Source organism: Clostridium sp. KNHs205 (assembly GCF_000702945.1).
Taxonomy (GTDB): Bacteria; Bacillota; Clostridia; order Lachnospirales; family Lachnospiraceae; genus Anaerocolumna.
Genome location: NZ_JNLE01000003.1, coordinates 2,408,335 through 2,429,965 on the forward strand (window position 1 = coordinate 2,408,335; position 21,631 = coordinate 2,429,965).

Annotated in this window: 15 protein-coding genes; all 15 read left to right on the plus strand. The window is 37.9% G+C overall.

The window, feature by feature from the left end; all coding sequences use genetic code 11:
- Nucleotides 1–107 precede the first annotated feature (107 nt).
- Nucleotides 108–782 carry an MBL fold metallo-hydrolase gene (locus BR73_RS0110340; protein WP_033165460.1) on the plus strand — a complete coding sequence of 225 codons (675 nt, stop codon included), beginning with the start codon at nucleotides 108–110 and terminating at the stop codon, nucleotides 780–782.
- A 145-nt stretch (nucleotides 783–927) separates the two neighbouring features.
- Nucleotides 928–1,479: a hypothetical protein gene (locus BR73_RS0110345; protein ID WP_033165461.1), complete on the plus strand. Its 552-nt coding sequence runs from the start codon at nucleotides 928–930 to the stop codon at nucleotides 1,477–1,479.
- A gap of 53 nt (nucleotides 1,480–1,532) precedes the next feature.
- Nucleotides 1,533–2,249 (plus strand): LytTR family DNA-binding domain-containing protein, encoded by a 717-nt coding sequence (locus BR73_RS0110350; protein WP_033165462.1) that lies wholly within the window; start codon nucleotides 1,533–1,535, stop codon nucleotides 2,247–2,249.
- Between the two features lie 107 nt (nucleotides 2,250–2,356).
- The gene (locus tag BR73_RS0110355; protein ID WP_156034680.1) at nucleotides 2,357–3,550 is read left to right on the plus strand and encodes a sensor histidine kinase; all 1,194 of its coding nucleotides are present in this window, start codon (nucleotides 2,357–2,359) and stop codon (nucleotides 3,548–3,550) included.
- 99 nt (nucleotides 3,551–3,649) lie between these two features.
- Entirely contained in the window at nucleotides 3,650–3,820 is a 171-nt protein-coding gene (locus BR73_RS28725; RefSeq protein ID WP_156034682.1) for a hypothetical protein, read from the plus strand.
- Between the two features lie 151 nt (nucleotides 3,821–3,971).
- Nucleotides 3,972–7,097: a type 2 lanthipeptide synthetase LanM family protein gene (locus BR73_RS0110360; protein WP_033165464.1), complete on the plus strand. Its 3,126-nt coding sequence runs from the start codon at nucleotides 3,972–3,974 to the stop codon at nucleotides 7,095–7,097.
- Nucleotides 7,098–7,230: 133 nt separating this feature from the next.
- A complete protein-coding gene (accD, locus tag BR73_RS0110365) occupies nucleotides 7,231–8,031 on the plus strand; it encodes an acetyl-CoA carboxylase, carboxyltransferase subunit beta (protein WP_051685112.1) in 801 nt (266 codons plus the stop codon).
- 23 nt (nucleotides 8,032–8,054) lie between these two features.
- Nucleotides 8,055–8,924 carry an acetyl-CoA carboxylase carboxyl transferase subunit alpha gene (gene accA / locus BR73_RS0110370; RefSeq protein ID WP_051685113.1) on the plus strand — a complete coding sequence of 290 codons (870 nt, stop codon included), beginning with the start codon at nucleotides 8,055–8,057 and terminating at the stop codon, nucleotides 8,922–8,924.
- 52 nt (nucleotides 8,925–8,976) lie between these two features.
- Nucleotides 8,977–9,471, plus strand: a complete 495-nt coding sequence (locus tag BR73_RS27325; RefSeq protein WP_051685114.1) for a biotin/lipoyl-containing protein — start codon at nucleotides 8,977–8,979, stop codon at nucleotides 9,469–9,471.
- Nucleotides 9,468–10,844, plus strand: a complete 1,377-nt coding sequence (locus BR73_RS0110380) for a biotin carboxylase N-terminal domain-containing protein (RefSeq protein ID WP_242860656.1) — start codon at nucleotides 9,468–9,470, stop codon at nucleotides 10,842–10,844. The genes BR73_RS27325 and BR73_RS0110380 overlap by 4 nt, the downstream gene beginning before the upstream one ends.
- 347 nt (nucleotides 10,845–11,191) lie before the next feature.
- On the plus strand, nucleotides 11,192–11,941 hold the full coding sequence (locus BR73_RS0110385; protein WP_033165467.1) for a 4'-phosphopantetheinyl transferase superfamily protein: 750 nt from the start codon (nucleotides 11,192–11,194) through the stop codon (nucleotides 11,939–11,941).
- Between the two features lie 23 nt (nucleotides 11,942–11,964).
- A complete protein-coding gene (gene fabD / locus BR73_RS0110390) occupies nucleotides 11,965–14,289 on the plus strand; it encodes an ACP S-malonyltransferase (protein WP_033165468.1) in 2,325 nt (774 codons plus the stop codon).
- Nucleotides 14,290–14,306: 17 nt separating this feature from the next.
- A complete protein-coding gene (locus tag BR73_RS0110395; protein ID WP_033165469.1) occupies nucleotides 14,307–14,552 on the plus strand; it encodes an acyl carrier protein in 246 nt (81 codons plus the stop codon).
- Complete coding sequence (locus BR73_RS0110400) at nucleotides 14,549–15,862, plus strand: beta-ketoacyl synthase N-terminal-like domain-containing protein (RefSeq protein WP_051685115.1); 1,314 nt, start codon at nucleotides 14,549–14,551, stop codon at nucleotides 15,860–15,862. Before BR73_RS0110395 ends, BR73_RS0110400 begins: the two co-directional genes overlap by 4 nt.
- 559 nt (nucleotides 15,863–16,421) lie before the next feature.
- On the plus strand, nucleotides 16,422–21,623 hold the full coding sequence (locus BR73_RS0110405) for a beta-ketoacyl synthase N-terminal-like domain-containing protein (RefSeq protein ID WP_033165470.1): 5,202 nt from the start codon (nucleotides 16,422–16,424) through the stop codon (nucleotides 21,621–21,623).
- Nucleotides 21,624–21,631: the final 8 nt, after the last annotated feature.

The window sequence follows — 21,631 nt, forward strand, 5'->3', positions numbered from 1 at the left end:
ATTAAATGGATGTGTAGTGTTGCTGTGTTCCTGATTTGCAGTGGTGAGTATCACAAGAAGGAGCATTAAATAATTGACAAAGAGGCATTATAAAGCGGAGGAATAACATGGAAAGCAGCTGCAAAGTGAATACCATCAGGTGTAAATGGGCCAATTATATAAATTATACCTATATCATAAGTAAAGCCGGAACAAAGGAGTGCCTTATTGTTGATCCGGCATGGGAGATAAAGAAGATTATTTCGTATTTGAATTTAAATGATCTTAAAGTTAAAGCAATCTTACTGACACATTCCCATTATGACCATACGAACCTGGTAGGAGCTTTGGTTAGTACCTTTGATGCAGAGGTTTATATATCAGGAATTGAAGCGAAGCATTATAGATACAGCTGTAAGAATCTCCACTATGCAGAGAATCTGGAACTATTGCCGCTATCCTCATTTAAGGTAAGACTTTTATTAACACCTGGGCATACACGGGGAAGTGCCTGCTATTTGATTTCTGATAATCTATTTACGGGGGATACCTTATTTTATGAAGGCTGCGGGCTTTGTGATACCAGTAAGGATGCATCTGATATGTATGATAGTTTACAGTTTTTAAGGAATACAATCAGCGAGAATACGATTATATTTCCGGGGCATTGTTACGGGGTCTATCCTGGGCAGCCTTTTGGGCTGATTTTAAAGGACAATATCTATTTTAATATAAATGACAGAAGCAAGTTTATTGATTTCCGGCTGAATGTGGCAAAAAAGAATTTATTTGCCTTTAAATAACCTGAGATAAACAAGGCGTTTTACATAAGAAGAAACTGACGAAGCTGCCACTGCAGGATAGTACGAGCATAAGAAACAATTAGCTTTGGGTAAAGATAAAATTAAATTATTAAGTTAAGTTAATAAAAATTAAGGGGGTATTGTTTTGGTCAATACGGAACAATCCAGAAACTACCTGGAAGCAATCAAACTAGCAGCAGGATGTTTGAAATATAAAGGAATCTCAATTAATAAAACATTCTTAATGAGCATCAAGCATTTACAGGGCTATTATTTAATAGGCAGGGATCTGAAATATCTGGAAGTAGCAGCCCTGCTTATTCAAGCATATTTGGAAATGGGCTTTACTTATGAATCCTGCCAGAAAGAATTTGACGATATCTTAAAAAGTTTGGGAACAGAACGAAGCTTAATGTTTCCAAATAAGTTCTATCATTCAAAGAAAATAAAATTGACCAGACCCCAGGTGAGAAGCATGATAGGAAAATGGTCCTCCTCTAAAAAGAATAAGATGCTCATTATTACAGTTGTAGATGATATCATTGAAAAGGTAAACAACAAAGAAATAGGGGTCTATTCCTATTGTAACCATAATATTTCAGGAAAGGAATTGTATGAATTAGTCATAAATAAAGACGAAGTTTATTTTCATGACATTAATAAATGTAAATATTACACATTTTTTATTGAAAATTAGTAAAATGTTGGTATAATACCTTGTATATTAATCTTCTGAGGGGAGGGTATTATATGATAAAAATTGCTATTGTTGATGACATGAGGGTGAATATTGACAGTATTGCACTGGAAGTGAATAAATTCTTCAGAAATAAAAGCATTCCTTTTCGTGTGAGCTGTTATGAAAACCCTAAGAACTTTATTTATGATATGGAAGAACATCAATATTTTGACATCTGTTTCCTGGATATTGAGATGCCGAATATAAATGGTTTGGAATTAGCCAAAGTAATTAACCGGACAATGAAAGAATGCTATGTGGTTTTTATAACTTCCCACATGGAGTATGCAATTGAAGGTTATGAGCTTAATATCAGCCGGTACATACCAAAATCCCTTATCAATAAAAAACTGCCCATTGCTCTGAAAGATTTAACTGCAGAGATTGTTAACAGGGAAAAAGAAAGCTATATCATTAGGACAAACTCCAGGTTTGAAAAAATATTCTATAAAGACATCTATTATATTTTTAAAGAAGGAAAAAATTCTATATTTGTTACTGCAGCCGGAGAAAGCAGAGAAAGAAAAAGCATATCCGATGTATATAATGACTTAAATTCTGAAGAATTTTTAATTATTGACCGGGGATTTATTGTGAATGCCCCTCATATTATGAAAATCCATAATAATCTTGTTATTTTGCGCAACGGTATTAATCTGTCTATTAGTAGATCCCATATGAATGAAGTGAAAAAGAAAATAATTCAATTTTGGAGGGTAAATGTTTAATGCTGATATTCCAGATTGTTGAATTTTTACATTGCTTTTTCCGAATTGATTTATGTCTCTGTCTTTTAAGCTGTTTGTTTGAGTGTAAAGGAAATCATAAAAGGCAGATGCTTTTAAGAATAGCTTTATCGCTGCCCCTGGCTATTATCAGTTTCCTGAACAGCCAGGTAGTGACCTATTCAAATATATTAATTTTTGTAATAATTCTTTACTTATCTGTCATGACATATTTTCTTTATTATGAAAAGTTCATGGTAAGATTTTTGGTAATTAATCTGTATATTATTTTGAGTGTGTTTGGTGAGCTCTTATTTACGTTTCTTATTAGCCTGCTGGAAGATAATATTGATCTGGGCTACCGGATATCAACACTGTACAGCAGGGAAAGATTTATCTACACATTAGTATTATTGGGGATTTGGGCCATTCTTTATCATATTTTAAAGAGGGCCTTCAAAGGAAAGATTACTTATATCTATAAATATAAAAGGCTATTGCTTGCTTTTGTAATTGGCGGAGGCAGTGCCACGGTTTACTTTCAGAGGATTTATCTGCAGAATATAACCGGAGATATGATGTTACAGTGGACATGTTTTCTGATATGGTGCATCTTGTGCGTAACGGTTGCAATTGTTTATATCATTTACAGGGATAATCTGGAACGGGCTAATCTTGCGGAAGTATATAAGCAGATGACCGCACAGAATTACAGTAATTTATCAACATTATATAAAAAGAATTCCAGTATATATCATGATCTAAAAAATCATATGAATATATTGCACCAATACTTAATGAACAATGATTCCAGTCAGGCTCTTGCCTACATAGAATCCATCGTGGAGCCAATACGGTTACTGGATAATACCGTTAATACGGAGAATCAGATACTGGATATCATACTTAATTATAAACTTACAGAAGCCACAAAATATGACATCCAGGTGGAAACTGACATTGAGAAAATAGGCAATGTCCAAATCAGAGATGATGATTTATGCTCAATTGTATCCAACATATTTGATAATGCCATAGAGGCCTGTTATCTAGTAAAGAAATCTCAGAAGTGGATCAATGTGGTTATGAAGAAGAAAAACAACATGTTAATTGTAAAAGTAAGTAATAGCCTGGCTCGTAAACCCAAGGTCTTAAATGATTTAATTGTTACCTCAAAGGAAGATAAAAATTTACATGGGTTAGGGCTCTGGAGTATTAAAACCATAGTAAATCAATATGAAGGTCTGCTGGATTATAATTATGATGACAATCTGTTTGAAATAATTGTAACGTTAAACTGCTGATTAGAGACATAATATTGTCATTGGCGTACAAGTTGGTGCCGGACAATCATGCAATGATATGATGGGATAAAAAAAATTTATTAAATGGAGGTAAAGGAAATGACAACAAAAGTAACAAGAGTAAAAACAGGGAACCAGTTCAATCATCCAGCCGGAGATATACCAGCAGAAATCAGTGAAATCGTTTCTTTAAGGGAGAGTAAAAATCCAGATGCGATTTATACAATTACAGTTGGGTGCAGCGGATTCTTAACTTTAATCTGCTGCTAATGGAATATCTCAAAGAAGAGAGGAGACAAGCAAGTGCTGTCTCCTCTTATTTATTTAATAAGGTGAAAATTGTAGCGTATATCAATACCAGAGTCTTACAAAACAGATGTTTTTACGAATTACAAGGAAGGTACATGACAGGGGACAGTATATGATAAATCTTGATAAAAGCAGTGTTATATATGAAAGAAATTATAAGGTAAGTAATTTATCCGTAAGCAATGAAAGTAAAATTTACTGGGAAAAGCTACTGGGAAAAGGAACCATGAATCATCTATATAAGAATCCAGGTATTGTTAATCATTTGAATAACGGTGAATTTGAGATTTCTGGTGATATATTCAACCGAATCAGGGAATTGGCTTTTATATTCGAGAGCAATTTATTCTCCGGTGAAATGCCTGCTTTTTATGAAGAACATGAGGATTTTGCTTATTTTTATCGATATTTTCTTAAATTAGCCCAGTATTATTTTAAAATGGATCTTCCAGCTGATATCAATTATAAGGATATTACCCGTGATTTTTTAAAGGTTATCCATAAAAAGATAAAAACTATAAGCATTAGAACCTTAATTAATGAGATTCATTTTTTGAAAGCAGAGGGATATTTAAAGGGCTGCAATTCACAGGAGGAATATGAATATTATCAGGAGAATTATTTAACGGATATTAATTATATATATGAAATCTGTGAAAACTATCCTGTAATGCTAAGAGGTATTCTGGAAACCATTGTTTCTTTTTCAGATTTTCTGACAGGAGTGCTTAACACACTTCAAGAGGATAAGGAAGAGATTGTCCGGAAGATTTTTTATGGAGAACCATTTGGTAAGATTATTTCTTTTGACGCAGACATAGCGGATAGTCACCAGGGTTCTAAAACGGTAATAAAGCTTACCTTTGATAATGGGAAAAGTGTAATCTACAAACCTCATTCACTGACAAACGAATTATTTTATCAAAATTTCTTGAATTGGATATCGGAAAAATGCAATATACCGGGATTTTCAAGAAGTATTTTGAACAGAGGGAATCACGGCTGGGAAGAAGTAATCCTACATAAAAGCTGCCTGAATATACAAGAAATGAAACATTACTATACCAGGATGGGGATTAATTTATTTGCAGCTTATCTTTTAAAGACCAGTGATCTCCACTACGAAAATTTAATAGCGCATGGTGAGTTTCCGGTTATTATTGACCTGGAAACCTTAACAGGAACAGAGCCGGAGGCAGAAAATACTGCAGAGGCGGAAGTGAAAAGAACCTTAAGTGAGTCTGTATTATACCTTGGCTTGTTGCCGGTGTTTCATTGGGAAACAAAGGGTAAGGGAGTAAATGTCAGCGGTATTAGCGGAGGTGCAGGTCAGAAATTACCCTTTAAAATACCTTATATTATAAATAACAGAACCTCTGATATATCCATAGAATATCGATACCCAAAAACTACTGGGGGAAAGAATCTTCCCTCATTAAATGGCAGAGATATCAATGAGAGCCAATTTACAGAAGATCTGCTGACAGGTTTTCATCTGGCATATACCTTTTCTATTGAGAAGAAAGGTGAGCTGAAAGAGCTCCTGAAAGAAGTAAAAAACACAAAAAGCAGATACTTAGTAAGAGATACCCAGCACTATTCCTCTCTCCTTACGGCATCCTATCATCCGGATTTTATGATGGATGGCAGCGACAGGAATATATTGTTCTACCAGCTCTATGAAAACTGTAATTGCCATGTTCAATATAGAAATAAAATAGTGGAAGCAGAAGTCAGAGAATTAATGAAAGGAGATATTCCCCAGTTTTATATGGAAGCTGACGGGAAAGCTTTAATATTCTCCGATGGAACCAGAGTGGAAGACTACTTTCATAAGACTGCTTACAGCAGTTTGTGTGAACGGATAGATAATTTAAGCTATTCGCATATGGAAAAACAAGAGGTATTTATCCGAATAACCATGGACCTGTATCCTGAAAATAGGAACGCCCGGATTGGTACAAGCAGTTTCCGGGCACAAGCTATTCGAAGAAAGGAATCTATGAAAGATACGATAATTGACAGAGAGCTTGTAGCTCAGGCAGCTGAAAAAATTGGCGACGGGTTGGTGGCGCAGGCAATTTTCAACAATAATTTAACGGAAGTGAACTGGACCGGAATTTTCAGTAATGGAACCAGGGAAAATAATAAGTTTTTCAAACCGCTGAATCCTTATCTTTATGACGGGATAGCAGGTGTTGCAATCTTTATAAATATATTAAATACAATCAGAAGAAAATCTTCGTATACCAGGTTGTGTGAAGTAATAGACCGAACCCTCTTTGCCTATACGGATTTAAGTTTGGATAATAAGGATACAAACCATAAAAAGGAAAAAGGGATAGGTGCCTTTACCGGGGAAGCCTCTCTTGTCTACACCTATCAGATCTTATATAAAGTCACAGGAAATTTAATCTATCTGAATTATGCAAAAAGACATGTTCAGATTCTTACAGGGTTAATCGAAAAGGACAAAGACTTTGATCTTCTAAATGGAAATGCAGGTGTAATAATTGTCCTATGTAATCTTTATGAATTGACCCGTGAAGAGGAATATCTGGTAACTGCAAGGAAAGCAGCCGATCTACTGATAAAGAATGCAGTTAATATGCCTTACGGAGCCGGTTTTCTGCTAAGTTCCTGTGAGGTTCCCTTAGGTGGGCTTTCCCATGGCAACAGCGGAATCAGCCTTGCTTTAGCCCTTCTGTCAAAAACAGCCAATACGAAAGAATATGATGAATTTATTAATGACCTGTTAACCTATGAAGAAAGTTTATATGATTCAGAGCGGAATAACTGGTCAGATTTGCGGGACGGAAAAAAGAAAGAAAGTTCTGTTTCCTGGTGCCATGGGTCAGGCGGAATTCTATTAAGCAGGATGGCACTCCTTGATACCCTTGGCAGTGAATTTTCAGAAAGACTTACCAGGGACATGGACAGGGCGTTAAAGAATATCTCAGTAAACCCGTTAAGAGACAGCTATTGCTTATGTCATGGCAATTGCGGAAATATCCATATTGTAAATTCCTATGCCAGATATAGTGGAGATAAAGATATCATGGAAGGTTATAACTCTTTTATGGCAAGCCTGGCAACAGGAATATTAAAGGACAGTTCTGACATTACCTTATCCGAATACTACCATCCGGGTTTTATGACTGGCATATCAGGTATTGGCTACAGCCTGCTTAGTTTTATAAGTGACAGGATTCCCAATATATTAACACTTTCCCAATAACTTCTTATGCCCATAATTTGAGCGTTTAAGGACAGAATGATTCATTGGTTTTCTTTTATGTTACCATACCATTAATTAAAATAAATATATTATCAGGTTGCCGTTAAGAAAAACAGATTGGAGGTAGAGAGAAGTGGAGGAAATTGCATTTCGAAAATGCAGCAGGTGCGGATATGTTCATGAAAATACCAGGTTTAAGAGGGAACATTACATATGCAATAAATGCGGTACATACAATACCATGACTTTTTCAGACAGACTTGATTCCATTGTTGATGCAGGAACCTTTGAAGAATTAAATGAAGAATTGTCTTTTCAGGATCCCATATTATTTCCAGGGTATGAAGAAAAATATGAAAAAGCAGCAGAATTAACCGGTTTAAAGGAAGCAATCGTAACCGGTTATGGTGAAATTAACGGAATAGGTATAATGCTGGGAATTATGGATTCCAGATTTATTATGGCCAGTATGGGAATTACTGTCGGCACGAAAATAGCCTGTTTGTTTGAAGAAGCACAAAAACGTAAGCTTCCGGTCATAATATTCTCAACTTCGGGAGGCGCCAGGATGCAGGAAGGGATCTATTCCCTTATGCAGATGGCAAAGACAGCAGCTGCGGTGCAGGAGTTCAGTGAAGCTGGCGGTTATTATATCAGCGTCCTAACCAATCCCACAACAGGGGGAGTAAGTGCCAGTTTTGCTTTTTTAGGAGATACTATTCTGGCAGAACCCAACGCTTTGATAGGTTTTGCAGGGAAGAGGGTAATTGAACAGACCATTAAGGAGCAATTACCGGAGGGTTTTCAAACTTCGGAATATCTGCTGGAGCATGGCTTTCTGGATGCAATTGTTCCCAGGGAAGATTTAAAAGCATTATTATTCCGGCTGTTAAAGTACCATGCAACACCAAAGGCGGATGCCTGTGCTTATTAATATGAGATTAAGGGGGGAACACGGTGAGTAATGAAATTCATAATCTGGACAGCGAAAAGACAGAAATGGACAGACAGGAAAACAGTACCTGGAATAATATCCTCAGTATAAGAAGCGAAAAACGGTTTAAGAGCATGGAACTTGCGAATAATGTATTCACGGATTTTATTGAACTGCACGGAGACAGATACTTTGGAGACGACAGGGCGATTGTTGGCGGTCTGGCATATTTAAGCAACATCCCGGTTACTGTTATTTTCCAGTACAAGGGAAAAGACCTGGCAGACAGTAAATTACGGCAATATGGCATGCCGCTGCCGGAAGGGTATCGAAAGGCACTAAGGCTTATGAAACAGGCGGAAAAATTTAATCGGCCCATCATTTGCTTTATCGATACACCGGGTGCATTTCCAGGAATAAACGCAGAAGAAAGAGGACAAGCAGAAGCAATCGCAAGAAACTTATTCGAAATGTCAGCGCTTGGGGTTCCGGTAATATCCGTAGTCATTAGTGAAGGAGGCAGCGGTGGTGCCCTGGCCCTTGGAGTGGCAAATAAAGTATTTATGCTGGAGAAGGCAATCTACTCGGTAGTATCACCGGAGGGCTGTGCAAGCATTTTATGGAGAGATTCCAAGAAGGCAAGTCTGGCCTCTGAACATCTGAAACTGACAGCCAGTGATATCTATGAGGCAGGAATAATTGACCGGGTAATCAGTGAGAAAGGAACCTTTGAGCAGTTGTGTGAAAGACTTAGAAGCATCTTACATAAAGAAATCATACAATTACAAAAACTCTCGGGAATGGAACTGAAGGAAGCCAGAAGAAATAAATTCCGTGAAATCGGCAATATAAGAAAACTGAAAGAGGATGTTCTAAGACGCTTTGATGCGTAACAGATAAAATAAAAGGAAGGGGAAAATAATATTAGCGTATTATGTATAATGTATGAATGGTGAAAATTTAATAAGTATCCTGGAAATCTGTGAAAAGTCAGAACTGAACTATTTTAAATACTCCCTGAATGGAGAAGAATTATCCTTTCAAAAAGGCATCTTAGCTGAAAGCGATGTTAAATATGAATATCAAAGTGTCGTAACCAAAGAAGGTGCTGACTTAGAAAAGCTGGTACAGGAAACCACAGAAATCCTTGCTCTGGATAAAAAGCCCGGTAATAATACAGCCGGTAAAACAGGCAGCGTGGAGGAAACAGAATACGTTATCGTTAAATCAAATTTTGTTGGGGCATTTTCTGTATCGGACAGCCTTAAAGGTGGAAAAATGGCAGTAAAGAAAGGCAGTGTCTTAGGGGTTATAGAGGCAATGAAAGTATATAACGATGTCGTGGCGCCGGTTGATGGTATCGTCGAGGAAATTTTAGCTGCTGATGGGAGCCTGGTTGAATGCGATCAGGAATTGCTTTCTATTAAGGTGAGTGGATGATGGGAAAATTTAATAAGGTGTTGGTTGCAAACAGAGGAGAAATTGCAGTAAGAATAATAAAGGCCCTCAGAGAACTTGGAATAAGCACGGTGGCTGTATATTCCAATGTTGATAAGGATTCCCTGCACTTAAGAATCGCAGATGAAAAGGTCTGTATCGGCGACGCCAGGGACTCTTATCTGAACGTATACAAAATTCTGTCTGTAGCAACAAAATATAATGTGGATGCAATACATCCGGGAATTGGATTTATGGCTGAATCCGGTGAATTTGCCAGACTGTGTGAACAGTACAATATTGGATTTATAGGACCTGCCAGTGAATTAATAGATGCCATTGGGAATAAGAGTAATGCAAAGCTTATTGCCAAAGAGTGCCAGGTTCCTGTTATAGAAGGTGCCACTGCACCTGTTAACAGTTATGATGAATGCGAAGAATTAGGAGAACTTATAGGCTTTCCGGTATTGTTAAAAGCAACTCACGGAGGCGGCGGAAAAGGTATCCGTATTGTTAAGGAGAAGGAAAAGCTAAAGGATAATTATAATCTTTGCCGGATAGAGGCAAAGGCTGCCTTTAATAACAATGAACTGCTCATAGAGAAAGCCGTACAGGGCTTCAAGCATTTTGAAGTTCAGATATTGGGTGATACCTTTGGAAATGTCATTCATTTAGGTGACAGGGAATGTACGGTTCAAAGGGCAAATCAGAAAGTAATTGAAGAAGCAAGGTGCGTAAACATTAAGGAAGAGGTACGGCAGAAAATCTATGAGGATGCGCTGAAAATTGCAAAACACATTAAGTATGCAGGCCCTGGTACAATAGAATTCTTAGTACTTTCCAACGGAGATTATTACTTTCTGGAGATGAATACCAGGCTTCAGGTAGAGCATACCATTACGGAAATGGTTACGGGAATTGATATCGTAAAAGAACAGATACGGATATTTGAAGGAGAAAGCTTAAGTGTAACCCAGGAGGATATAAAGTTTGACGGATATGCCCTGCAATGCAGAATCCTGGCTGAAGATACACTAAAAGGCGGAATGCCCTCCATCGGTAAGATTACGAAATGGAATATGCCCGGTGGTTTAAATGTCCGGGTGGAAAGCGGATATGGCAGCGGAAGTACAGTGTCACCTTATTATGATTCCCTGATTGCCAAATTATGCTGTAAAGCACCGGATAAAGAGCAGGCTGTCAAAAAAATGTACATATGTCTGGAGGAAATGAACATAGAAGGAATAAATACCAATGTGGATTTCTTAAAGTTCCTTCTTGGCAAACCTGAATTTATAGAAGGTAATTACACAGAAGTCTTTATGAGCAAAATACTGGAGGAATATCAGTATGCCCGTATGAATTCTGCAATTTAAGCCGGATTTCCTACCAATAAAGGCCATTTTTTATTTGAAGTTATAAAAGTGCTATTATATTTATTGAAACATAAACCGACCTTTAATCGGATTCACAGCAGCAAAAGACGCTGCCTTCTATCACAATTAGAAGAAATACTGTTAGTTATTATCAAAGGCTATCAAAAAGAGATGAAAAATATCAATCTATGTTTCGGCTAGTTGATATTAAAATCTTTGTATAAGAAGAATGGGGATATTAAAAATATCCATGGCGAAGCTATGTCTTTCACCAAAAGGCATGAAACTGCCAGTAAGCTAAATAAAACAATTGGTAAGCAATCCTTGAAAGAAGGGTTGTTTTTATTTTGACCCGGGAGGTGAAAACAATCAATGGGAAGAAGGACTTTTCTGTAAATTATTATTTGGAAGGAAAAGCTCAGGAACGCAGATATGAGGTCGTTTTAAATCTTACATATATGAACGGGAACGAGAGCCATCAGCTTATTCCATTTTTAACTTCCGAAGAACAGGATTACTTGAAATTTATCAAAAGTGATAAAAGGCTTAAAAGTTACCTGTACGGAAGGTATTCATTAAAAAAAGCAGTTTCTCAGTATAGTAAGGAAGTTCAGTTTAAAAATATTAATATTAAAAATGGTATTTTCGGGCAACCGGTAATAGAATTGGAAGCTTTAAGAAGTCCGGGGGGAAGTCTTTCTCATTGTGAAACCTGCGCAGCCTCCCTGGTTTACGATGAAACGCTTATTATGGGAATTGACATTGAGGAAGTAAATCGAAATGTAAAAAAAGTATTGGAAAATAATATAACAGCCCATGAAGCTTCTCTGATAAAAAATCAGGCAATGCAGGAAGCCTTAGCTTTTGTTATTTTATGGACTGCCAAGGAAGCCCTGGCTAAATGCCTGAAGACCGGGCTGACGGTTCCGCTGGAATTATATGAAGTGGAAAAGATAGAGAATCAGGATAAGTATTTTAAGCTTTCCTTTACCCATTTTATGCAGTATTCGGCATTCACCTTTGTTTTTGATACTTATGTCTGTTCCATAACCTATCCAAAGTTAATTGAGCTATCGTTAGATATTACAAATATATAAGATTAGTAGAAAGAAGGTAAAATATGAAGGCATATGTATTTCCAGGTCAAGGCGCTCAGTATAAGGGCATGGGAAAAGAGTTATTTGAAGAATTCCCGGAGCTTGTATCCCGCGGGGATAAAATATTAGGCTATTCCATAAAGGAACTGTGTCTGGAGGATCCTGAGTCGAAATTAGGTTTTACAGAATATACACAGCCGGCTTTGTATACGGTAAATGCTCTGACCTATCTTAAGAAACGAAAGGAAACACAGGAAAGCCCTGATTTTGTAGCCGGACATAGTCTGGGGGAATACAATGCCCTCCATGCAGCGGGAGCCTTTGATTTTGAAACCGGCTTAAAACTCGTTAAAAAAAGAGGAGAATTAATGGGCCAGGCAAGGGGCGGTGGAATGGCAGCGGTTATCGGTCTGAAGGAAAAAGAAATATCCCATATATTGCAAGCAGAAGGTCTAAGTCAGATTGATATTGCAAATTATAATTGCCCCTCACAAATCGTGATATCAGGTCCAAAAGAAGCTATTCTTCAGGCGAAAACTGTTTTTGAGGGCAACTCAGAGGTTAAGTTATTTTCAATACTGAATGTCAGCGGAGCTTTTCATTCCAGGTATATGAAAGACTCAGGGGAACTGTTTGAACAGTTCCTGAAAGATTTTGAATTTGGAGAGTTAAAAGTACCGGTAATATCCAATGTATCTGCCAGACCTTATAAGCAAAACGAGCTTAAAGCTAATTTAATCAAGCAGATAACCCACTCCGTTCGGTGGACAGATACAATCCGGTTGCTGCTGGGGTTAGGTGAGATAGCTTTTGAAGAAATCGGAATCGGCAGAACCCTTACCGGACTTATCAGACATATAAAGGCAGAAGCAGAGCCTATTAGGATTGACCGTGATGAATATAAGGAATATTTTATGCAGAAGGAGACAGATAAGAAAGACGAGAATTTCAGCAATGAATGTTCTGATACAGGCAAGGATAACGGTGAAAACAAGTCAGCTACAGATATCACCTATGCTTCTCTGGGCAGCGAGGAGTTTAAGCGGGATTACAATCTGCGTTATGCATATGTTACCGGTGCTATGTATCGAGGTGTTTCTTCAAAAGATATGGTAGTCAGAATGGGAAAAGCCGGGATGTTAGGATTTTTGGGCACTGGTGGTTTATCACTGGAAGAGGTTGAGGCTTCCATAAATTATATTCAGAAAAATTTAAGTCAGGGACAGGCTTATGGTATGAATTTTCTATATGATCCCAATAACCCGGAAAAAGAAGAAAGGATCATCGATTTATATTTTAAATATCAGGTGAAAGTAATTGAAGCTTCGGCCTTTATGGGAATTACGCCTGCTCTTGTACGATACAAAGCGAAAGGCCTGTTAAGGAATGAAAAGGGAGATATCGAAAGTACCAATAAGATTATTGCAAAGATATCAAGGCCAGAAGTAGCAGAGGCTTTTATGAGTCCGGCACCGGTTCGAATTATTGACAGGTTATTAAATGAAGGAAAGATTACTGCTTCCGAGGCTGAAATGCTTCAAAGTGTACCTGTTGCCAATGACCTGTGCGTGGAAGCAGATTCAGGAGGGCATACGGATTGCGGAGTAACCTATACCCTTCTTCCTGCCATTATTAAACTCAGAGATGAAATGATGGAGAAGTTCCGTTATAAAAGAAAAATCCACATTGGAGCAGCCGGCGGTATCGGTACCCCGGAGGCAGCAGGAGCCTCCTTTATTCTGGGTGCAGATTTTATTGTTACCGGCTCCATTAATCAATGTACGGTAGAAGCAGGCACCAGTGAAGCGGTAAAGGAGTTGTTGCAGCAGATGAACGTTCAGGATACGGACTATGCTCCTGCGGGAGATATGTTTGAATTCGGAGCGAAAGTGCAGGTACTTAAAAAAGGCCTGTTTTTCCCTGCAAGAGCCAATAAGCTCTATGATTTATACCGTCAGTTCAATTCCATTGATGAAATTGATAGCAAAACCAAGGACCAGATACAGGAAAGATACTTTAAGCGCAGCTTTGACAGTATCTATGAGGAGCTGAAAAACTATTATTCTCCGGAAGAAATAAGCAAAGCAGAAAAAAATCCCAAAAATAAAATGGCAATGATTTTTAAATGGTATTTTCATTACAGCACAAAAAGTGCCTTAGCCGGAGATGCTGATTCCAAAGTAGATTATCAGGTACACTGCGGACCCGCCCTGGGAGCTTTTAATCAATGGATAAAGGGTACCAAATACGAGCCCTGGAAGAACCGGCATGTGGATGAGATAGCTTTGCTGATGCTTGGAGAAACTGCTGCATTTCTAAACAATCGTTTTCGATTATTGAAAGCATAAAATAAAGGGAGAATCTTATGGATAAGAGTGAAATTTTTATGATAATGAAAGAAATAATAGCTGAAATATTGCCGGAGGTTTACCCCGGTCAAATTACCATAGAAGACAGTTTAAAGGAGCTTGGAGCAAATTCGGTAGACCGGATGGATATTATTATCGAGCTGATGGAAAGACTGGGGGTAAAAATTCCTCTTGTGGAATTCGGGCAGCTTAAAAATATCCAAGGTATTGTTGATCTGGTATATTCAAAAAAAGTGTCATGATACCGGGAGGGGAAATTCTTATAGATCATGGAAAGAAAGAACCTGTCTATGTAACCGGTATGGGAGTGGTAAATGCGATTGCAGACTCAATTCCTGAATTTGAACATGGTTTAAGAAACGGTCACCAGGGCTTTCGGTATCTTGAAGGTAAAAAGGTTAATAATGTAAGTATCATAGGAGCTGATATTAATTCCTTTTCTTTTGACAATAGAATGGATTATTATGGGGCTTCAGCCAGCGTACCCACGGCTTTTATTGATAGAGCCGGAAAAACTGCCCGCAGAGCTCCTCTTACCATGAAAGCAGCATTATCCTGTGTTCTGGAGGCATATTGTCAGGCTGAGCTTTTTAATAGAGCTATTTCCGGTGACAGAATTGCGATTATAGTGACAGGCAGTAATCTTACATACAGTGTCAGAGAGGGTTATTTTGATAAGTTTCAAAAGGATCCGGAATATCTGACACCCCAATATGCCCTGCAGTTTATGGATACGGACTATATCGGCACCTTAAGTGAACTTTTTGGTATCTTCGGTGAAGGGTTTACGGTAGGAGGAGCCTCAGCCAGCGGGAATGCAGGTATTATTAAGGCCTGGCAGTTACTGCAGCTGGGGCTTGCTGATGCCTGTGTGGTAGTGGGGGCATTAACGGAGCTGACGAATATGGAACTTCAGGGCTTTTATAATATAGGAGCCATGGGCGGAAGAAAGTATTACTGCGAGCCTGAGAAGGCCTGCCGTCCATTTGATGAAGAACATGAAGGATTTCTCTATGGGCAGGCTTCCGGCTGCTTGATTTTAGAATCCGGAAGGTCGGCAGAACAAAGAGCTGTAAGACCTCTTGCCGAAATTCTTGGAGGCGTGATAAATCTTGATGGTAACAGGTCCAGTAATCCAAGTCTTGCCGGTGAAATAAAAGCAATGGCAAGGACCCTGGAGACAGCGGGAATAAAACCGGAGGAAGTGGATTATATCAATGCACACGGAAGTTCTTCTCCTCTGGGGGATGATACGGAACTAGAGGCTATAAAAGGAGTTTATAAAGAGAATATTTCCAGGATAATAATCAACTCTACAAAAGGGTTAACCGGTCACTGTTTATTTTCAGCCGGAGTTGTGGAAGCTATAGCTGTTATCCTCCAAATGAATTCCGGTTTTATTCATCCAAATGCTAATTTAGAGAAACCCAGCTGCCACGAGTTCTTATTTGCAGGAAAAATAGCGGTGCCAGCTTCTATAAGGCTGGCTATGAGTAATTCCTTTGGTTTTGGGGGGATTAATACGAGTATCTTAATAAAGGGTGTGAGATGAAACTTCAAAAGGAAGTTTTTCACAAGGGGACGGCAATGTGCGCAAAACCGAAAGACTCATACTTCAATTTCAAGGTATAAGAAGTCCTGGTTCTATGAATATTTTGTGCTTGACATCTTATAAACCAGATAACTCGCTGCGCTCAAACAATCTGCTTTATAAGATAGCACAAAATTTTCATAGAAAGGACTTCTAAATACCTTTCAATAGGCGTATTCGTTCTTTCGGTTTTGCGCAAATTGCCTGATACGTTTAATGAAAGAATCATGATGGATGGATGCTGGAATGATCCAAGCAGATCCAAGCAGGCTGCACCGAAATGTATCACTGGAAAGGGAATACCAGGGATAGGCTTTTAAAATAGGATTTTTCTTTTGGGTGATGTTATTTACCTGGATATATAAGATAGCTTAGAGAGTGTTTATAGAATGCTTGTGCCGTGCTGGGTGGTTGGAACGGACAAGCATTTTTCAAATTATTTCATAGGTTTGTAAGGCTAGTCATTGTAACTGTTTAGAATGCAAAGGGTTTTTAAGATATATCGGTAAGGAGGGAAGTCATGATAGAAAATCAATCAGATAACATGAATATTCTTGGGGTTAGAACTTCAGATATTGCAATAATAGGTATGGCTTGCCGCTTTCCGGAGGCTGATAATTACAATGAATTTTGGAGTCACCTGGAAAAGGGTGATAACTTAATCAAAGAAATTGATGAAAAGCGGTGGGATATCAAACAGTATTATTCTTCTCTTATGGAAGCGGATAAAAGCATCAGTAAATGGTGTGGAAGAGTGGAACGAATGGAGTATTTTGATAATCATTTTTTTAAAATATCACCCCGTGAAGCCGTTGTGATGGACCCCCATCAGAGACAACTACTGGAAATAGCCTGGCAATGTATAGAAGATGCCGGTTTAAATATAAAACAACTGCAAAGAGGTAAGGCCGCTGTTTATATGAATGCTTCCCATAATGATTATGGGCTTAGGGCATATGCGGTTGACAAGGCTGTTGACAGCTATACGAATTTAGGAAATTACCAATGTATTTCTGCAAACAGGATATCTTATGCCTTTGGACTGACGGGACAAAGTCTGTCGGTAGAGGCTGCCTGTGCTGCCTCTTTAGTTGCTGTTAACGAAGCGGTAAGAGTATTAAAGAGCGGTGAATGTGATTATGTTCTGGTAGGAAGTGCTAATTATGTTTTGCACCAGGGACGCTATATTTCTTATTCAAAGGCAAGGATGCTAAGTCCGGAGGGACAATGTAAAACCTTTGATGCCAATGCGGATGGTTATGTTCCGGGAGAGGGAGCAGGAGTCTTGCTTTTGCAGCGTTTGGAAGATGCCGTTGCGCAAAGAAATCATATCCATGCTGTTATCAAGGCTGTCAAAGCAAGTCATATCGGAGAGCATATTTCAATCACAGCCCCTAAGGTAAGCGAACAGAAAAAATTAATTTTATCAGCATATTCAGAAGCCGGGTTTACCCCGGAGACAGTAAGTTATGTAGAAGCTCACGGTACCGGCACTCCCCTGGGAGATCCTATTGAGGTGGAGGGGCTGACCAGAGCTTTCAGGGAATACACAAAGGCCTCCGGGTATTGTAAAATCGGCTCTGTTAAAACCAATATCGGTCATTTGGAAGGGACTTCGGGGCTTGCAGGTTTGATAAAAACTGTGCTTATGATGAAGAATCATAAAATAGCTAAAACTCTAAATATCAAACAACTGAATCCTATTATAGATTTTAAGGCGACTCCTTTTACTCCGGCGGATAACTTAAGTGACTGGAAGCGTTTAGAGGAAACAATACCTTTACGTGCAGGAATAAGTTCATATGGATTCGGCGGTGCCGGCTGTCACGTTCTGTTAGAGGAATATCAGACAGAGAAAAAGGCAGAAGCTTCAGGGAATATCAATGTATTTTTATTATCGGCAAAAAGTTCAAAAAGCCTTGCAATGCTTATGGATAGCTGGAGAAGCTTTGTTACCACCCGGGAATTTCAGGCTTTAAGCTTTTATGATATTCTTGGAACTGCAAAGGCAAGCCGTTCCGGTTTCCGTTTTCGTTATGGAATAAAGGTTAAGAATAAAAAAGAGCTTATAGAAAGTTTAAAGGAACCGGTCTTAAAACCTAATGTAGTAAGCTTTGATAAACGGTTATTGCACCTGTGTGATTTGAAGCTGACAGGGTTTGGCGATTTTAAAAAGTTATATGAAAAACAACCAGGCTTTCACACTTGCCTGGAAGGTTTTAGAAAGTTTATGAAAGCCGGGGAGTGGAATGGCCTGCTTAAGAGAAAATGGAAAGAGGCTGATAAAAAGCTGTATTCCTTTATGGTATCCTATTCTTTTGCGGTAACTTTACAAGAACTGGGCATTCAGTTTGATTCCATTTCTTATAGCGGTATGGGATTCTGGGCTGCACTTGGAGTTAGCGGAATATTAGAACCGGAAGATATCCTTCATTATCTTATGGGAAAAAGTGAAAGCAGCAGCTTAAGCTTTCACAGACCCAGTGTTACTTTCCTTTATTACACGGGGGACCTTGATTATAGGGCAGAGCAAAATCTTTTGCAAGAGATTTTGCCATATCAAATCACAGGAAGAAATATAAAAAAATTAGTGGATGGTATACAGATAGAATTTAGCGGCTTTATCAAATACCTGCAAAAAGCAAGGGTCTTGTATCATAGTGTTCCTTCTTTTCGCAAGTTATTAGAGGAATGGAATAATGCGTTAACACAAACCGGTATGAGTATAGAAGAACTTTTATTTTCTGAGTATCGTGATTTTCAAAGATCAAAAGAGCAATTGCTGGCGATTGTTCTTATTAGCAGTTCTCTTAGAAGGTTAAACCAGAAATGGGATTTAAGGATGGAAGAGCTTAATTGTACCCGTCAATTAACAGAGCTTCTTAATTTAGTAGAGGATAATCTGGTTAGAAAAGAAGAACTTGTTCAGTTGTTCGGAGCCCATGAACCGGATTTCGAAACAATTGCAGGGAATATCAGCAAGAGACTTCAAGGTGCAGGGAAAAGATATGAATTAACTGAAGTAATTAATCATGAACTGTCTGAGATTAAAGATTATGAAACCTGGCTGAAGCTTGGAGATGCCATTGAATCTGCCAATGTAAAAGAACCAGAAGAAAATGCAGAATATATTCTTGTAGAACCAGAAGAACAAAAAGAACTGAGTGAGCTTCTTACAGATCTGGTACTTAAAGCCTGGCTTAAGGGAGCTGATATTAATTGGGAGAAGGTATTTCCGGAAGAAATGTATTATAAAGTTCCGTTACCGGTATATGAATTTGATCAAAGTCCATTTTTATTACCTTTGAACGGAAAAAAACTCGTAATTGATAAAACAGAGCCTTTAAGAGTTAAATCTACAGGCTTTGAAATGAAAGATATGAAAGTTTCAGAAATTAAAACAGCAGAGATGTCAGTATTTACAGATACACCTATCATTTTAACGACTGAAGATACCATAATCAGAGATCATATAATCACCGGCAAAAACCTTATCCCCGGAGCTTTTATGCTCGAACTCCTTGTGGATAAGCTTAAAACGGAAACGCAGAAATCTATCATAACACTTAAGAATATATATTTTACGAAGCCTGGCATTGTTATTAATAAAAAAGCAGTAATCCCCCAGTTAGAGAATAACCGGTTTCGACTTGTTTCGGAGGAGGAAGTATTGTCAAAAGGGGAATATTTGGTGATAGATTATGTTCCTCAGATACCGGTTAATATAACATCTATTGATTCCTATCCCAAAATAGATTTTAAAGAACTCTACCCTTTTTTATTCTCCAGGGGATATCAATACGGAGAGAGTTTACAAGTTATTCAGAAGATTTGGAAGATAAACAATGGTTATTTTATCAACTTAATGGAACAGAAAGCCAGGAAAAGCAGGCAGCTAAGTGCAGAACTTTTAGATGGAGTAATACAATCAGTATTGGCAGTGGAATATCTGGAAGGAAATTTAAACTTAACGAATACCATCTGCATTCCTTTTAAAATATCTAAAATAACCATTATGGGTGAGCTGAAAGGAACCTGTTACGCTGCAATTGATAAAATAAATATTCGTAAACAAGACGGGAATATCATCGCTTCCTTAGAAGTATTTAATGGGGTGGGAGTTCCTGTTATTTCTATTGAGGGTCTCTGTTTAAAAGCTTGCCCTAAAGATTTTATGCATAAAGCAGTCAATTATAAAAAAGATGTATCCGCCTTATATCATTACAAACCTGTCTGGGTTGAAGAAAAACTGGAAGTTGATGCGGAAGATACAGGCAGGAATCGCAAATGTGCTGTAATCTTTGCTAATGATGAGATGATAATTAATGGAACTAACAGAACAATAGGAATTTTAGAGAAAAGCTATGAAAAGGTGTATTTTATTTTTAAAGGAAGCTGTTTGAAGGAACAGGATAATGTATTTAGCATTAACCTTAAGCTGCAAAGTGATTATATTGCCTTATTGGAATCCCTGGAAAATCATTCTTATGGTACTTTGGATTACGATATGTATTATCTGTGGGGAAACCAAAAGGATGGAATAACTGAATACAATACCTCTCCCAATAGATTAGAGAAAACAGAAGAAGAGCATATACAGGGAATATTTAACTTGCTCCAAGCCCTGTTAAAAAGAAAATCCGGTAAAATTACCAACCTTATAATTGGCGTAAAAGACAGTAAGATTGTAGTTAACAAGGATAAAGGAAATAATTTTATCTACGGTGGTCTTGAAGCCCTGGTACGGTCAATAAGTCAGGAAATGCCAAGATTATCTGTTACCATCGTTGATTTTGAGACGGAAATAAACAAAACAGAGCCTGATATGGTTTCAGATATGTTTATGGAACTTAAAAACAAGCATAAAGACATAATGGTGGCCTATCGGGGTAATAACAGGTATACCAAAGGCCTCGTATCAGAAACTATTATAAGTTACTCAAACCTTCCTCTCTTAGAAGACGGAGATACCTATCTGATTATCGGAGGTTTAGGGGGAGTAGGCAGCAAGCTGGTTCAAAAAATCAGTGAGCTGGTAAAAGCCAATATACTAATTGTTGGTTCATCCTCCTTTTATTCTGTAAAAAAGGAACAATTATTAGCCTTAAACCATAATAAGTCAAATGCCTTTGTGGACTATTATGAGTGTGATATAGCAAATGCAAGGGAAGCGGAAGAACTAATAAATAAAATAAAACATAAATATAAAAATATCCAGGGAGTTATTCATTGTGGAGGAAAAAATAATGATAAGCTTCTGATCAGCAAAGGGTGGAAGGATTTTAAAGAGGTATTAAAGCCAAAGACCATAGGTACATATATCCTGAATGAAGCTACGGCTAAGGAACCTTTAAAGTTTTTTGTGGCTTTCTCTTCTGTCGTTTCTATCACTGGAAATGTGGGACAGGCCGATTATGCCTATGCAAACGGAGTCCTTGATGCCTTTATGGATTATCGCAGGCAAAATTCCTACCCTGGAAGGTGTATCAGTATTAATTGGACATTATGGGAGAATACCGGAATGGGTAAATCCAGTGCTGCCATTCATAATTTTGAAAACAAGACAGGTTTGATTTCATCAGAAGCCGGTACGGAGGATTTCATACACATATTGCAAAGTGAATTAAATCAAGTAATCGTAGTGGCTGATGAAAAAAAATTTGAAGGTTTCCTGTCTAAGAATCATATCAACTGTTATAAAAACAATATCGAACAGATTTAAAATCATAA

Bases quoted from the DNA above. Each gene is read 5' to 3' on its own strand.
- BR73_RS0110340 (WP_033165460.1), top strand. From the start codon at position 108: ATGGAAAGCAGCTGCAAAGTGAATACCATCAGGTGTAAATGGGCCAAT.
- BR73_RS0110360 (WP_033165464.1), top strand. From the start codon at position 3,972: ATGATAAATCTTGATAAAAGCAGTGTTATATATGAAAGAAATTATAAG.
- BR73_RS0110350 (WP_033165462.1), top strand. From the start codon at position 1,533: ATGATAAAAATTGCTATTGTTGATGACATGAGGGTGAATATTGACAGT.
- BR73_RS0110400 (WP_051685115.1), top strand. From the start codon at position 14,549: ATGATACCGGGAGGGGAAATTCTTATAGATCATGGAAAGAAAGAACCT.
- BR73_RS0110395 (WP_033165469.1), top strand. From the start codon at position 14,307: ATGGATAAGAGTGAAATTTTTATGATAATGAAAGAAATAATAGCTGAA.
- BR73_RS27325 (WP_051685114.1), top strand. From the start codon at position 8,977: ATGAATGGTGAAAATTTAATAAGTATCCTGGAAATCTGTGAAAAGTCA.
- BR73_RS0110355 (WP_156034680.1), top strand. From the start codon at position 2,357: ATGCTTTTAAGAATAGCTTTATCGCTGCCCCTGGCTATTATCAGTTTC.
- BR73_RS0110380 (WP_242860656.1), top strand. From the start codon at position 9,468: ATGATGGGAAAATTTAATAAGGTGTTGGTTGCAAACAGAGGAGAAATT.
- fabD (WP_033165468.1), top strand. From the start codon at position 11,965: ATGAAGGCATATGTATTTCCAGGTCAAGGCGCTCAGTATAAGGGCATG.
- BR73_RS0110405 (WP_033165470.1), top strand. From the start codon at position 16,422: ATGATAGAAAATCAATCAGATAACATGAATATTCTTGGGGTTAGAACT.
- BR73_RS28725 (WP_156034682.1), top strand. From the start codon at position 3,650: ATGACAACAAAAGTAACAAGAGTAAAAACAGGGAACCAGTTCAATCAT.